The organism is uncultured Marixanthomonas sp., from assembly GCF_963974425.1.
Classification (GTDB): domain Bacteria; phylum Bacteroidota; class Bacteroidia; order Flavobacteriales; family Flavobacteriaceae; genus Marixanthomonas.
In genome coordinates, this window is record NZ_CAXBCK010000070.1 from 1 (window position 1) to 14,713 (window position 14,713).

At 36.1% G+C, this 14,713-nt stretch carries 15 protein-coding genes; 11 read left to right on the plus strand and 4 right to left on the minus strand.

Going from position 1 to position 14,713, the window contains the following annotated elements:
* Positions 1-663 (plus strand): type I glyceraldehyde-3-phosphate dehydrogenase (locus AACZ92_RS15525; protein ID WP_339703269.1); only part of this gene is annotated, 663 nt, incomplete at its 5' end.
* A 30-nt stretch (positions 664-693) separates the two neighbouring features.
* Complete coding sequence (locus tag AACZ92_RS15530) at positions 694-2,949, plus strand: response regulator (protein ID WP_339703271.1); 2,256 nt, start codon at positions 694-696, stop codon at positions 2,947-2,949.
* Here AACZ92_RS15530 and lpxK read toward each other — a convergent pair.
* Positions 2,946-3,959, minus strand: coding sequence for a tetraacyldisaccharide 4'-kinase (gene lpxK / locus AACZ92_RS15535; protein ID WP_339703274.1), 1,014 nt, complete (start codon positions 3,957-3,959; stop codon positions 2,946-2,948). The genes AACZ92_RS15530 and lpxK overlap by 4 nt on opposite strands.
* Before the next feature lie 132 nt (positions 3,960-4,091).
* Between lpxK and AACZ92_RS15540 the strand changes: the two genes are divergently transcribed.
* The 3 genes from AACZ92_RS15540 to msrA all read left to right on the plus strand — a co-directional run bounded on the left by AACZ92_RS15540 (position 4,092) and on the right by msrA (position 6,762).
* A complete protein-coding gene (locus AACZ92_RS15540) occupies positions 4,092-5,186 on the plus strand; it encodes a Nif3-like dinuclear metal center hexameric protein (RefSeq protein ID WP_339703276.1) in 1,095 nt (364 codons plus the stop codon).
* 3 nt (positions 5,187-5,189) lie between these two features.
* A complete protein-coding gene (locus tag AACZ92_RS15545; protein ID WP_339703279.1) occupies positions 5,190-5,972 on the plus strand; it encodes a C4-type zinc ribbon domain-containing protein in 783 nt (260 codons plus the stop codon).
* A gap of 109 nt (positions 5,973-6,081) precedes the next feature.
* Positions 6,082-6,762, plus strand: coding sequence for a peptide-methionine (S)-S-oxide reductase MsrA (gene msrA, locus AACZ92_RS15550; RefSeq protein WP_339703282.1), 681 nt, complete (start codon positions 6,082-6,084; stop codon positions 6,760-6,762).
* A 39-nt stretch (positions 6,763-6,801) separates the two neighbouring features.
* On the opposite strand, the gene AACZ92_RS15555 is transcribed toward msrA, so the two are convergent.
* Positions 6,802-7,605 (minus strand): class I SAM-dependent methyltransferase, encoded by an 804-nt coding sequence (locus tag AACZ92_RS15555; protein WP_339703285.1) that lies wholly within the window; start codon positions 7,603-7,605, stop codon positions 6,802-6,804.
* A gap of 199 nt (positions 7,606-7,804) precedes the next feature.
* On the opposite strand from AACZ92_RS15555, the gene AACZ92_RS15560 reads away from it, so the two are divergent.
* Together AACZ92_RS15560 and AACZ92_RS15565 are read left to right on the plus strand one after the other, a co-directional pair.
* Positions 7,805-7,963 carry a lmo0937 family membrane protein gene (locus tag AACZ92_RS15560; RefSeq protein ID WP_339703288.1) on the plus strand — a complete coding sequence of 53 codons (159 nt, stop codon included), beginning with the start codon at positions 7,805-7,807 and terminating at the stop codon, positions 7,961-7,963.
* Positions 7,964-8,007: 44 nt separating this feature from the next.
* Positions 8,008-8,139, plus strand: coding sequence for a hypothetical protein (locus AACZ92_RS15565; protein WP_339703291.1), 132 nt, complete (start codon positions 8,008-8,010; stop codon positions 8,137-8,139).
* 62 nt (positions 8,140-8,201) lie between these two features.
* Here the strand turns inward: AACZ92_RS15565 and AACZ92_RS15570 are convergent, their stop codons facing one another.
* Positions 8,202-8,477 (minus strand): GNAT family N-acetyltransferase, encoded by a 276-nt coding sequence (locus AACZ92_RS15570; RefSeq protein ID WP_339703294.1) that lies wholly within the window; start codon positions 8,475-8,477, stop codon positions 8,202-8,204.
* 88 nt (positions 8,478-8,565) lie between these two features.
* On the opposite strand from AACZ92_RS15570, the gene AACZ92_RS15575 reads away from it, so the two are divergent.
* Complete coding sequence (locus AACZ92_RS15575) at positions 8,566-9,267, plus strand: hypothetical protein (protein WP_339703297.1); 702 nt, start codon at positions 8,566-8,568, stop codon at positions 9,265-9,267.
* A gap of 1 nt (position 9,268) precedes the next feature.
* On the opposite strand, the gene AACZ92_RS15580 is transcribed toward AACZ92_RS15575, so the two are convergent.
* The gene (locus tag AACZ92_RS15580) at positions 9,269-11,428 is read right to left on the minus strand and encodes a T9SS type A sorting domain-containing protein (protein WP_339703300.1); all 2,160 of its coding nucleotides are present in this window, start codon (positions 11,426-11,428) and stop codon (positions 9,269-9,271) included.
* Between the two features lie 124 nt (positions 11,429-11,552).
* Between AACZ92_RS15580 and kynU the strand changes: the two genes are divergently transcribed.
* From kynU to AACZ92_RS15595, 3 genes are read left to right on the plus strand one after another with little or no spacing between them, the layout of a single operon-like run.
* Positions 11,553-12,821 carry a kynureninase gene (kynU, locus tag AACZ92_RS15585; RefSeq protein ID WP_339703303.1) on the plus strand — a complete coding sequence of 423 codons (1,269 nt, stop codon included), beginning with the start codon at positions 11,553-11,555 and terminating at the stop codon, positions 12,819-12,821.
* A gap of 24 nt (positions 12,822-12,845) precedes the next feature.
* The gene (locus tag AACZ92_RS15590; RefSeq protein WP_339703306.1) at positions 12,846-14,264 is read left to right on the plus strand and encodes an NAD(P)/FAD-dependent oxidoreductase; all 1,419 of its coding nucleotides are present in this window, start codon (positions 12,846-12,848) and stop codon (positions 14,262-14,264) included.
* Positions 14,265-14,269: 5 nt separating this feature from the next.
* Complete coding sequence (locus tag AACZ92_RS15595) at positions 14,270-14,698, plus strand: RidA family protein (RefSeq protein ID WP_339703309.1); 429 nt, start codon at positions 14,270-14,272, stop codon at positions 14,696-14,698.
* Positions 14,699-14,713 lie beyond the last annotated feature (15 nt).

Consider the following 14,713-nt stretch of genomic DNA (forward strand, 5'->3'; position numbering starts at 1 on the left):
GTAAAAAAAGTAATCCTCTCTGTGCCTCCGCTTGAAGATGATATAAAAACTGTAGTGCTTGGCATTAACGATGATATATTGGAAAAAAGCGATGTTATTGTTTCAAACGCATCGTGTACCACTAATAATGCAGCGCCAATGCTAAAAATAGTTCATGACCTCTGCGGAATTGAACAAGCCTACATTACAACAGTACACTCCTATACAACGGACCAAAGTTTGCACGATCAACCCCACAGAGATTTACGTCGTGCACGCGGAGCAGCTCAATCCATCGTTCCTACCACAACTGGAGCAGCTAAAGCATTGACAAAGATTTTTCCAGATTTGGCTTCAGTAATTGGCGGGTGTGGTATTCGGGTTCCAGTGCCTAACGGTTCTTTATGTGATATCACCATTAATGTAAAAAATAAAACTTCAATCGAGGCTATAAATGAAGCTTTTAAAAAAGCTTCAGAAACTAGTTTAAAAAACATTCTTCAATACACCGAAGACCCTATTGTTTCTATTGACATTGTAGGCAATACACATTCCTGTATTTTTGATGCTGGAATGACTTCAGTAATTGGCGAAAACATGGTTAAGATAATTGGATGGTATGATAATGAGAGAGGTTATTCATCAAGAATAGTAGATTTAATCTTACAAATTTCGATTAAATAACTATATTTAGCGTTAAAGTTCGAAGCATAAATGCACAAAGCATTATTTAAACATACGTGGCTACCACTGTTCTTTACCTTATTTTTTATGGTGATGACTGCTATGGCGCAAAAGCAAGAAATAGACACGATTTCTATAATTAAAGAAACCCGAGAAAAAGCCATTCAAGCAATTCACAAGCAAGATTTTGAAGCAGCTATTTTAAACCTTAACAAAGCCAATAAATTAGCCTTAAACTCTAAAGATGATTTTTTAAAATCGGACATTCGGTACAATATTGCAGAACTGCATTATCACCTTCAGAATTTTCAAAAAGCTTCCGAAGAAATTAATAAATCTATCACCCTTATAAAAAGCCTTGACAACAACGAAAAGGAAATTGCTAAAGCTTATACCTTAAAGGGATTAATACTACTTAATACTGGAAATTATAGTAAGTCTGAACTTTTTTTAAAAGATGCCTACAAAATATTCATTAAGTTAAATGATGAAGTTGGTCAAGGACAGGTTATTTCGGGCCTCGGCCAATTAGACTTACAAAAAAATAATTATAAATCTGCCATAAATTATTTTGACGCTGCCATCCCTTTATTACAAGAGAATAATTTCAGCTATAAAGAAGCTGAGGTACATTTAAAAAAGGCTGAAGCATTTATAAACCTAAACAGCAGCCCTCAATCTATTAACTTAAATAAAGCAAAAACTTCTTTAGAAAAAGCACTTGCAATAATAGACACTAATTCATTTACAAAATTAAAGACAGATAGTTATAAAACCATTTCGTATATAGCACTTAAAGAGAATGATTATAAAAAATCTGAAGAAAATCTTTCCCTCTACGAAAAAAAGAGTGAAGAGCTCTACAAAACATATATGGATGCTGTTTCTAAAGGAGTAGATGTAGAGTCTAATGTTGGAGACCTTAATGAAATTATCGCCACTCAAAAAGACGACTTAGATAAAAAGCAAAAGTCCATCAAGTTTACGCAAATGACTACTGGCTTAAGCATTGCTTTAATTGTCATACTTTCCTTGTTAACTTTATCACTCTATAAAAACAATAACTTACGAGCCAAGGCAAACAATCTTTTAAAAGATAAAAACACTGAATTACAGTTAGCAAAAGAAAAAGCTGAAAAAGCATCTTTGGCCAAAGCGCAGTTTTTATCTACAATCACACACGAACTGCGAACGCCTTTATATGCCGTAACTGGTCTCACACACTTACTGCTTGAAGAAGACCCAAAGGATCACCAAAAGGAGCACTTAAACTCTTTAAAGTTTTCAGGAGAATACCTACTGTCTTTAATCAACAATATACTAGACCTTAACAAGTTAGAAGCTAACAAAGTAGAACTTGAACGAACTTCTTTTAACCTAAAAAAACGGATTAACGATGTGCTGGTCGCACTCAAAAAATCTGCTGATGACAAAAAGAACAAGCTCCATTTAGAGTTTGATGAAGGCATTCCTAATAAGTTGGTTGGCGACCCTTTAAAGCTATCCCAAATTTTAATAAACCTAATCGGGAATTCCTTGAAATTTACACAAAATGGAGATGTTACCGTTCGGGTTCAGAGCTTGGAGCAAAAGAAAAATAAAATACAGCTGCATTTTGAAATTGAAGACAATGGCGTAGGTATTTCACGCAAAAAACAGAAAAGTATTTTTGAAACGTTCTCTCAAGGATCCCTTCAAATTAACAGGAAGTTTGGCGGTACTGGCCTTGGGCTTTCCATCGTTAAAAACCTGCTCGAATTAATGAACAGTAAAATAAATTTAGACAGCCAATTAGGCAAAGGCTCTAAGTTTTGGTTTAACTTAACACTGTCAGTTTCTGAAGAAGCTCAAAAAGATAAAAACTCAAATAATATTATTTACGATGTAGACTACGTAGCACTGGAAAACAAATCTATTTTGGTGGTTGAGGATAACAAAATCAACCAAATGATTACTAAGAAAATACTGGAAAAAAACCATATGCAGTGTATGGTTGCCGATAATGGAATGGACGCCATTAAAATAGTTAAAGAAAATAAATTTGATGTTATTTTAATGGATATACACATGCCAGGCATTAGCGGTATTGAAGCAACCCAAAAAATAAGAGACTTCGATAAGCAAATCCCTATTATTGCTTTAACGGCGGTTACTGTTGATGAAAACCTGGATGATTTTTACCGTGCTGGTTTTAATGATATTATTCCAAAACCCTTTAAAACCGAAGAGTTCTTCGAGAAAATTTACCGTACCATTAAAAACAAAAAGCTCCCAGTTGATAGTTAACCCTTAAATTTTGCTTCCACACGTTTTAAAATAGACTCTTTAAAATACTGCTCTTGTCCATTTTTTATTTTCGTGGTAATAGGCAAATAATACAACGCAAATTTATCGAGCTTGTGCTGTAACCGCATAAAGTCTTTTTCAGTAGTTATAATTAGCTCCTCCTTTTTTAGTTTTTCAATTTCTTCTGAAGAAAAATGATGATGATCTGCATATTTCTTATGAGTAAACTGAAAATTTTTGTTTTTCATAAAATCAACTAACGGCTTAGGATTCGCAATACCCGTAACCAAAGTAAATTTTTTATCTAATAAGTAATCTAATGGAAGGCTTTCTGTTTTCCCATAAATTGTATCATCATACCCAATACTAGAAAAATATATTTCTTGATGGTTCTGCAAAGGTGTTACAAATTCAATTTCTTGAAGTTTTGAATACGGTACTTTGTCTGGGCACTTTGTGATTACAATAATATCAGCTCGTTTAGCACCAATCCTTTGCTCACGTAGATTACCTGTTGGCAACATATAATCGTTAATGTATAAATCGTGAAATGGAGTTAACAAGATATTGGTACTGGCTTTTACTTTTCGGTGTTGAAAAGCATCATCTAACAAAATCACTTCTGTTTTTTTTTGAAGCTGTTCAATCCCTGTTCTTCTATCGGCACAAACGGCAACCGTTACATTGGGGAACTTCTTTTTAAACTGAAGCGGTTCGTCTCCGGTTTCTTCAGCAGTATGCGCGGTTACTACTTCTAAAAAACCAGATGTTTTTCGTTTATAGCCTCGACTTAATACCGCTATTTTATAGTCGTTCTGTAAAGTTTCAATCAAAAACTCAATCATTGGGGACTTTCCTGTCCCACCAACTGAAAGGTTTCCTACGCAGATTATGGGCAGCTTATATTCTTTACTTTTTAAAATGTTTTTATCGTACAGATAATTTCTAAAACCGGTTACCCAACCATACAAAACAGCAAAGGGAAATAACAAGGTGCGCAGTGTTTTCATACAACGAAAGTACTAATTACAATGAATATGAACCATATTCATTTAAAATTAAAGTGAAAACATAAACAAATTGCTTCAAATATGGTAAAACGTCTTAAACTACTATCTTTACGGTAAAATGAACTATAGCTTATGAAAGTAAAAGAAATAATTCAAATTTTAGACGATTTCGCCCCCCTTTCCTATTCCGAAGGGTTTGATAATACTGGCCTTTTAGTGGGTGATACTAATGCTACGGTATCAGGAATTCTCGTTACTTTAGACACGCTAGAAGAAGTGGTTGACGAAGCCATTGCTAACAACTGCAATCTAATAGTAAGCTTTCATCCCATTATTTTTTCAGGACTAAAAAAAATCACTGGAAAAACATATGTAGAACGCGTTGTGCAAAAAGCTATAAAGAACGATATTAATATTTTTGCTATTCATACTGCTCTAGACAATGCTTGGAACGGCGTAAATGCCATGATTTGTGAAAAGCTTGAACTCACTAACAGAAAGGTACTGATACCGAAAGAGAACGTTATTAAAAAGCTCGTGACATTTGTTCCGGTTAAAGATGCTTCAACCGTACGAGAATCACTATTTCAAGCTGGTGGCGGTGAAATAGGCAATTATAGCAATTGTAGCTTCAATATTAAGGGAGAAGGAAGTTTTAATGGGAATGAAGAAAGCAACCCAACAGTCGGAAATAAAGGCGAAACCCATTTCGAAGAAGAAGTTCAAATAGGCATTACCTTTCATAAACACAAAGAAGGTAAAATAATGAAAGCACTTTTAGACTCTCACCCTTATGAAGAGGTAGCGTATGAAATCACCACCCTAGAAAATAAAAACCAACAATTAGGTATGGGGATAATAGGTGAACTTTCAAATGAAGCTTCTGAAGATAACTTTTTAAAATTTATTAAAGAAACGATGCAAACGGGATGTGTTCGGCATTCAAAACTTCAGAATAAAAAAATAAAAAAAGTTGCTGTTTTAGGCGGTAGCGGAAGTTTTGCTATTAAAGCAGCAAAAGCAGCAGGAGCAGATGCTTACGTAACGGCAGACTTAAAATACCACGACTTTTTTGCAGCTGAAAACAATATACTATTGTGCGATATTGGCCATTATGAAAGTGAACAGTACACAAAAGACCTTTTAGTTTCTTTCCTTACAAAAAAAATTAGTAATTTTGCAATCGTTTTATCACAAATAAACACCAATCCTATTAGCTATTTTTAATTTATGGCAAAGAAAAAAGAAACCACTGTAGAAGAAAAGTTAAGAGCACTGTACGATCTACAATTGATAGATTCTAGAATCGATGAAATCCGCAATGTTCGCGGAGAATTACCTTTAGAGGTTGAAGATCTGGAAGATGAAGTAGCCGGCATGAACACTCGTCTTGACAAACTCAATACAGACCTTGAGGTTATCGAAGGCAATATCAAAGAGAAGAAAAATGGTATTGAAGAGTCTAAAGCACTTATCAAAAAATATTCTGCACAGCAGGACAATGTTCGCAATAACCGTGAATACAACTCTTTGAGCAAAGAGGTAGAATTTCAAGAATTAGAAATTCAATTATCCGATAAGCACATTAAAGAGTTTAAAGCACAAATTGAGCAGAAAAAAGAAGTAATCGAGAAAACAAAAGAGCAACTTGATGAACGTAAAGATCACTTAAAGCACAAACAAAGTGAGCTAGACGATATCCTCTCAGAAACTGAAAAAGAAGAAAAAGCTCTTATTAAGGAATCTGAAAAATATGAAAAGAAAATTGAAGAACGTTTGGTAAGTGCATACAAGCGTATTCGTACTAGCGTGAAAAACGGTTTAGCCGTAGTTGCGGTAGAACGTGGCGCTTCTGGCGGTTCTTTCTTTACAATCCCACCACAAGTGCAAATGGAAATTGCTTCCAGAAAAAAAATCATTTCAGATGAGCACAGTGGACGTATTTTAGTAGACCCTGCTCTTGCAGAGGAAGAAAAAGAAAAAATGGATAAACTTTTCACTAAAGTTTCATAAGCATATCCAAATTAAAAAAATAGAAGCCTTCACTTAGTGAGGGCTTTTTTTATTCCTTTTCTTGAAAGGATTTTTTAACAATCCCGACTTACACAAAAAAGAAATCATTATGAATAAATTTTTTTTAGTAGTTAGTACCGCCATGTTATTATCCTTTCAGGTGTCTTGTCAGTCTAACAAAAAAAATAAAGAAACCGAAGCTATGGCGCAAAAGAGCCAACAACCAGTTGAAGTTGCAACCCAAGATGGCTTGGAGCGCGCTTATTTTGCCAGCGGATGTTTTTGGTGCGTAGAGGCTATTTATGAAAGCGTAGAAGGCATAAAAGAATCTATTTCGGGCTACAGCGGCGGACATACAAAAAACCCAACTTACGAATCAAGTAACACAGGAACTACTGGTCATGCTGAAGCTGTCGAGATAATTTACAACCCAGATGTAGTTTCTTTTAAAACCTTAGTAGATGTGTATTTTGGTTCTCAAAACATAACGCAAGTAAACGGTCAAGGTCCAGACAGAGGTTCACAGTACCGAAGCATTATTTTTTATCAAAATGATGAGCAAAAACAAATAATAGAAACTAAAATTGCTGAACTGGAAAAAGAAATAGGTGAAGGCAAGGTTGCTGCAGAAGTACTTCCTTTTCAAAAATTTTGGGATGCTGAAGGGTATCACCAAAATTATGAGAAAAACAATCCACAGAATCCTTACATTCAAAATGTTTCAATACCTCGTTTAAAAAAGTTTCAGAAAAAATTCCCAGATCTTTTAAAAGAGGATGCTAGTCATTAAGAAAATTGAAAAAGAAAAAAAGAACTAAAAAGGAGCTAATCAAGCTCCTTTTTTTGTGGCTTTTACTTCAAAGATTAGCGGATATAATTTTGAAGGCATTTCGTAAAGTTGATTTTCTGCTTTAATTAAACCAGGGAATATGTTGTATGGGGAAGCATCGTGCTCTCGTAAAAATTCTATTTCTAAACCGGCTTGAGTAAGTGAAGTGACAACTTCGCCCAAACTGTGGTTCCAGCCATATTCTTTGCTTATTATTTTAGCATTTTCATCGGCATACGTTCCATTATATTCCTCATAAATCACCTCTTTCTGCTGATAGCCATACTTTAACTCTGGTGGTTCTTGCAAGTAATCGAACATCCACGCTATTGGATGAAACTCAACTATATAAAACACTCCATCGGGTTTTAGTCGTTCACTTATCATTTTAGCCCACGGTTTTAAATCTGGCAACCAGCCTATTACACCATAACTAGTAAAGATGATATCAAATTTTTCAGAAACATACTGGGAAGTATCTAACACATTGCAACAGACAAATTGAGCATGTTGCTTTATTTCATTATTTAAATTTCGGGCAAGTTTAATAGCTTCTTGTGATATATCTATTCCAGTACACTTGGCTCCCATCCTACTCCAACTCAATGTATCTTGACCAAAATGACATTGTAAGTGCAATAATGATTTTCCCGAAATATCACCCAAAGCTTCTAACTCAAAGTTATTTAATGAAGATTTTCCTTTCTTAAAAGCATCTACATCATAAAACTTGCTTGCTGCATGGACAGCAACCTTTTTGTCCCACGTTTCTTTATTGGTGCTAAATTCTTTTTGAAAATTCATTTTATAAAATTTTAGCTAAGATAAAAAAGCAACATTAAGAAGTTCTCATTTATTTAAGTTTTTACATAATGCTTGTTTAATGATTGACAATCATATTTTCATATATATTAACAATACGAGTTAAACCATGGTTAAATAGATTATCACATAGCCATTTTTATTGTAGCTTTATTCTAGCATTAACAAAAAAACAACCATTATGAGAGATTTAATTTGGCTTATTGTCGTGATATTAATTATTGGATGGCTTATTGGGTATATCGGTTTCCCCGATGCAGTTGGCAGCCTAATTCATATTTTACTAGTATTGGCAGTAATTGGTATTTTATATCGCCTTGCCACTGGCAGAAGACCTTAAATAGGTTTAAAATAAATAAAAACTAACCCTTAAAAATTTACATTATGAGAAAATTATTTTTATTATTTTTTGTAGCAGGATTACTAAGTACCGGCTTTATTAGCTGCCGCGAAAACAAGTCAGTAGGAGATGAAGTTGAAGATGTTGCGGATGACGTAGAAGATGCAGTAGATTAATCTTCAACTATCTTGACGTATAAAAAAAGCCCTTTCAAAATTCTGAAAGGGCTTTTTGTTTGTTAATCTAATAGCTTATTCCACTTGGGGTTTTTGTCAATATAATATTTTACGAACGGACAAACAGGTACTAATTTAAACCCCATTGCTTCAATTTTTTGCAAAACTTGCTCTACCATAGTAGAACCTATACCCTGTCCTTCCAACTCTGTGGGCACTTTTACACGAGTTAAATAAATTGTATTTCTTTCTATTTTATAATCTACAATTACAGTTTGCTTTTGTACCGTTGCTTCAAACCGTTTTTTTTCTTTGTTGTCTAAGATTGTGAAACCCATTTTTCTTTATTGAGTGCTTTTCATTAAAGATACGAAATTTATGTGGTGAAAGTAAGTTTCTGTATTTTTACGAAAAGTAAACCCCTATATGAAAAATCTATTCTTTTTTATTTTCCTTTCAGCTAGTTTAATAAGCTGTAAAAACGATGCAAAATCAAACAATGTTGATGAAGAAGCCGAAATGACTTCAGAAGAAAAAATGCCTAAAAACCCAACAACAGCAGAATCGATTGCTTACGCTAATGGTTTTGAGAATTGGGATGACGTTTCTAAAATATCCTTTACTTTCAATGTAGACCGTGGTGACCAACATTTTGAACGTTCTTGGATGTGGATGCCCAAAAAAGACAAGGTGAAAATGGTCTCAGAAAAAGATACAGTAAACTATTTGCGAACTAAAATGGATAGTACGCTTCAAAAAACCGATGCTGGTTTTATAAACGACAAATACTGGCTATTGGCTCCTTTCAATTTAATGTGGGATGAAGGCGCTACGTTTTCAGAAAAAAAGAATGTCATTGCGCCAATTTCAAAAGACACGCTTAACCAATTAACCGTTGTGTACAGTAACGATGGCGGTTATACGCCTGGTGACGCCTATGATTTATACTTCGGAAATGATTATAAAATTAAAGAATGGATTTACCGAAAAGGAAATGATTCTGTTGCAACGATGGCAACCACTTGGGAAAATTATAAAAACCACAACGGACTTGAAATAGCCACTATGCACAAAGACAGCACGGGCGGATTCAAATTGTACTTTACAGACATTTCAGTTAAAAAGTAGCTTATTTTTTTAACAAACGGGTTGTAAAGAGGTTTTGCTCTTCGTTATTCTGAAGTGTAATAAAATACATTCCCTGTTGCAATGCTGAAACATTCAGCACAACCTTGTTGTTTTCTTTGAAATCTGATAATTGCGAAAGCACTTTCCTACCTTGTAAGTCAAAAATAGAAATCTGTAATGGGGTTTCACTTTCATAAAATATTGTTACTGTTTCCGAAGCAGGATTTGGAAAAACAACACCTTTTTCAGCTACCCCTTTTGTGAAATATGCTTCAGCAAACTTAAAAGCGTGTTTTCCTAGCTTCTCGCCTATTTCACGTCCGGGAATATCATCAATTGGCGGGTGTATTCCTCCCCAAATACGAGACAAACTACATTGGTCCGATGCATCTCGATATGTTGCCCATTGCAGTTGCATATCCATACTCGGGCCTTGTTCAAAAACTAGAAATTCATTCTTATTTACTTCAAATGTTCCCATTCCACCTGGAAAATAAGGGTCTCCTGTTAATGTGGTCAAAATTTCAGCCGCAGCTCTTGAAAAAGTAGAATGCCCAGACACATACCCTGCAAATGGTGGGGTAACAAACGATGGCCGTTGATACGGAAACCATTCTTCGGCCAAAATCCAACCTACTCCTGCTTCATCTACATTAGGGTCGGCAATCTCGCCCGGACCACGCCAAGCATATACTTTAATTTTATGTAGGTTTTCATTAAAAGCTCCCGCCAAAGGGTCACCCTCTTCAACCAATTCGATATAGTCTTCAATAAGAGGCAAACCGTGCGGGCTATAACGTGGTAAGGCTGGATCGCTCGATTGTCCTTGATCGCTCATATACCTAATAGCACTCACCGGTCTTACATAATCGTAATACCCTTTTATGCCCCAAGCTGAAATGGCTACATCGTGCATCGCGCCGCCCAGAATAAAGTAAGATTTTACGTCCCATTCCAAATCTGAAAGTACTTTTCCGTTTCCACGAAACTCTTTGACTAATTCTGGCTGATCGTTTACATAATTTAAAATAGTGAACCAGTGTCCGGGCGGAGTTTCACTATCAGGTCCATCTGCCCAAAATTCGGCTAATACACGAGCGTAATCGCCGCGAGGCACCAATTGTTCTTGGTATGGTTTTCCTGTTGCGGGGTTTAAATCACGTCCATTACTTGGATCACCTCCTTCTTTATAATTATAGAATGATTTGTATTCTTCAAAAGCGGTAGGAAAATCGGTGCTGCTAAAATTACCTATACTTGCTGGTGAAATATCAACCATCACCTCATCGGTTGGATCTAAATGTGAACTCCAAACAGAAACCATGGCAAAACTCCATTTGTACGGATCTTCTATGCCCATGTAATCCTGAATGTACCAAGGATCACCCGGATCGTAATAACAATTGTAATCGAAATCTGGTGTTGAATATGTTTTTAAGTCCTTTTCATTTAAAGAAAAAGGGACGACAGCACCCCATTCTGGACCTAAAAATGGTGGTTGCCCACCAGGAATGGTGTTTCCACTTTGGTCTACCCAATTCTCCACTTTTAAAGGTTGCCAATGGTTTGGATATTCCAAGGTTGAATTTCCTACAAAATCAAGATTTAAAGCTTCATGTAAAGGCTCATAAAACCTATTCTCATAATCATTGGCTTCATTAGATCCGTCTTGTAATCCAAAAGCTATTAATTGTTCAGCAATGTAATTTCCTAAAGCAGCTGGATTTCCGTTTTTGTAATTAGATGAAATATAGTTTTTATCATATCCTAATTCATCCATTAAACTGTCTATTGATTCAAAAATCTCTTCTTTTCCAGGCGAGTTTTGAAAACGATGTTTTATTAATCGGTACACTGCATAACTAATGGCTTTTTCTTGTGCTTCGGAAGTAATTTCTGATGTTTCAAAACCTTCAAATTCACTTGTATAATCGCCAATCGTATTTCCTAAAAAATAGGGAGCAGCTTGCTTATCAAACACAGCCCAAACATCATACATCGCAACCGAAGTATGAAATAAGTTACGTGCATGTACCACTGGCCGAGCAAAATCGTTTCGAATGCCATGCAGGACTTCTTCATTCCATTTTCTGACAATGGACTGTGAAAAGGCAGTTGCTGAAACAGCGAGTATTAAAAAAAGAAGTACTACTTTCTTCATATTGAATCCAAATGTACGAAACATCACACAATCAATTCATTAAAATTTATCCATAAAGCATTAATCCTATATATTAGGAAACCATATTAAATTGCTATTTTTGTTAGAAGCCGAAACTACTAATATGAACTACCAAAACTCACTGGAATTTACACAACAACAAGATGCAGAAGACAGCTTGTCGCATTTCAGAAAAAAATTCCATATCCCTACAGACTCAAACAACAAGGAACTGATTTACCTCTGCGGAAACAGTCTGGGATTACAGCCTAAAACTACTTCAGAATACATCCAAAAAGAGCTGCAAGATTGGGCAAAACTAGGGGTTGAAGGTCATACGGAAGGTGAACACCCTTGGTTGCCATACCACGAATTGCTTACCAAAAGCATGGCTAAAATAGTAGGTGCGAAACCTAGCGAAGTGGTGATGATGAATACGCTGACCACCAACCTCCATTTAATGATGGTTTCGTTTTACCAACCCACTGACAAAAAATATAAGATAGTAGTAGAAGCCGATGCGTTTCCTAGCGATAAATACGCGATGGAAAGTCAGTTACACTTTCATGGCTACGACTCAAAAGAAGGACTCATCCTTTGGAAACCCAGAGAGGGCGAAGAATTATGCCGTTTTGAAGATTTAGAAGCTATTATGAAAGAGCAAGGTGACGAAATCGCTTTGTTAATGATTGGGAGCACCAATTATTACAGCGGACAATCCTATCCTTTGAAAAAAATAACCGAATTAGGCCACAAATATAATTGTAAAGTAGGTTTCGACTTAGCACACGGAGCAGGTAACATTCAACCGAACTTACATGAAATGGGAGCCGATTTTGCTGTATGGTGCAGTTATAAATATTTAAACAGCGGCCCAGGAAGTTTAGGCGGTTGTTTTGTGCATGAGCGCCACGCCAACAACAAAGACCTAAAAAGGTTTGCTGGTTGGTGGGGTCATAATAAAGAAACCCGTTTTAATATGCGCAAGGATTTTGATGCCTTACCGGGTGCGGAAGGCTGGCAGTTAAGCAATCCACCAATTTTATCAATGGCGGCAATTAGAGCATCGTTAGATGTTTTTGAAGAAGCTGGTTTTGAAAACCTTCGGAAGAAATCGGTTAAACTAACCGGCTTTTTAGAATTTCTTTTAGATGAAATGAATAACGAAAGTATTTCGGTTATTACCCCAAGAAACCCAGAAGAACGTGGCTGCCAATTATCCATTCAAGTAAAGAATGCCGATAAAAATTTACATACAAAATTAACCGAAGCTGGTGTAATTAGTGATTGGCGTGAACCCGATGTAATCCGTATTGCCCCTGCCCCACTTTACAATAGTTTTAGTGATGTGTTTCAATTTGTCCAAAAACTGAAACAAGTAGTAAACAATTAATATCGAGCAGCAAACTTCACCTTTATGAATAAAAAAGAAAACATATTAGTAATCGGTGCCGGACTCTGCGGAAGTTTACTCACCTTACGGTTAGCACAACGAGGATACCAAGTAACGTTAGTAGAAAAAAGACCGGACCTTAGAAAAGTAACCCAAGACGCTGGACGCTCCATAAATCTGGCTTTAAGCGACCGAGGGTTAAGAGGGTTGCGACTTGCAGGCGTAGAAGCAGATGCCAAAAAGCTCTGTATCCCTATGAACGGCCGTATGATTCATGACCGTGAAAGTAATACGTTTTTAAGCAAATATAGCGGACGGCAAAATGAATATATTAATTCGGTCTCACGTCCAGGGTTAAATAAATTACTGTTAGACGCTGCGGAAGCAATGCCGAACGTAACCATTATATTTAATCACGGTTGTAAAACAGTCGATTTACCTATTGCTTCGGCAACTTTTAAAAATTACGAAACTAATGAAGAGGTTACATTAAGCGGAGACATTCTATTAGGAACGGACGGTGCCGGTTCAGCCGTTAGAAAAAACATGTTTTTACATAAAAAGTTTTTGTTCAGTTTTTCGCAAGATTGGTTAACCCATGGTTATAAAGAACTGGAAATTCCTGCTACAAAAGATGGAAGCTATCGCACTTATACCAATGCGTTGCACATTTGGCCACGCGGAGAAGATATGCTTATTGCCCTGCCCAATTTAGATGGAAGTTTCACAGTAACCCTATTTCTTCCGTATAAAAACAGCAATTACTGTTTCGAAAATTTAAATACACCAGAACGTGTTACGGAATATTTCAAAAAAGAATTTCCAGATGCTTTACAATTAATGCCCAATTTAGCTGAAGAATTTTTCAATAACCCAACTGGGCCTTTAGGCACGATAAAATGTTCACCTTGGAGTACTTATGGAAAAACGCTTTTATTAGGAGATGCGGCCCACGCGATTGTTCCTTTTTACGGACAAGGGATGAATGCTTCTTTTGAAGATGTGGTGGTTTTTGATGAAATACTAGATAAGTTTGAGGCTAAAGAAGATATAAAGACCGATTGGAAAATCGTATTTTCAGAATATGAAGCCAAACGAAAAAAAGACACCGATGCCATTGCTGATTTAGCAGTCGATAACTTTCACGAAATGAAAGAGCATACCGCAAGTCCGTTATTCCAACGAAAAAGAAAGTTGGAAACTGCTTTTGAAGCTGAATTTCCACAGGAATATTACAGCAAATATTCTTTGGTTACCTTTAACGAACACATTAGCTATGACGAAGCGTTGCGAAAAGGCCGTGCTCAAGACAAGGCCATTTTAAACTTGCTGGATGATGGAAAATTACCCGATTCGCTATCGCTTCAGGAAAAATTAAAGTTGGTAAAAAGAGAAACCAAAGAGATTATGCACGATGATGCAGTGGTAAAAAACTTAAAATAAAAAACATGAGCAACAAAAGTAAATTGGTAGAAGGAAAAGCAACACCTCGTGGAGCGTATCCACATGTAAAACGAGTGGGCGACTTTATTTTTATTAGCGGGACCAGCTCAAGATTGCCTGATAATATTATTGCCGGAGCCAATCAAGTGGACGAAATGGGCAGTATGCAGTTTGATATTAAAGAACAGACCCGAGCCGGCCTCGAAAATATAAAAGACTATCTCGCTACCGAAAACGCAACTTTAGAAGACGTGGTAGATGTGACTACGTTTTTAGTAAATATGAATGATTTTGCTGGTTACAACGAAGTGTATGCCCAGTTTTTCAAAAAAGAAACAGGACCAGCGCGAACAACGGTTGCGGTACATCAATTACCACATCCACATTTAATGGTAGAAATTAAGGCAATGGCGTATAAGCCTGTTAGTGAGTAGTGAGTAGTGAGTAGT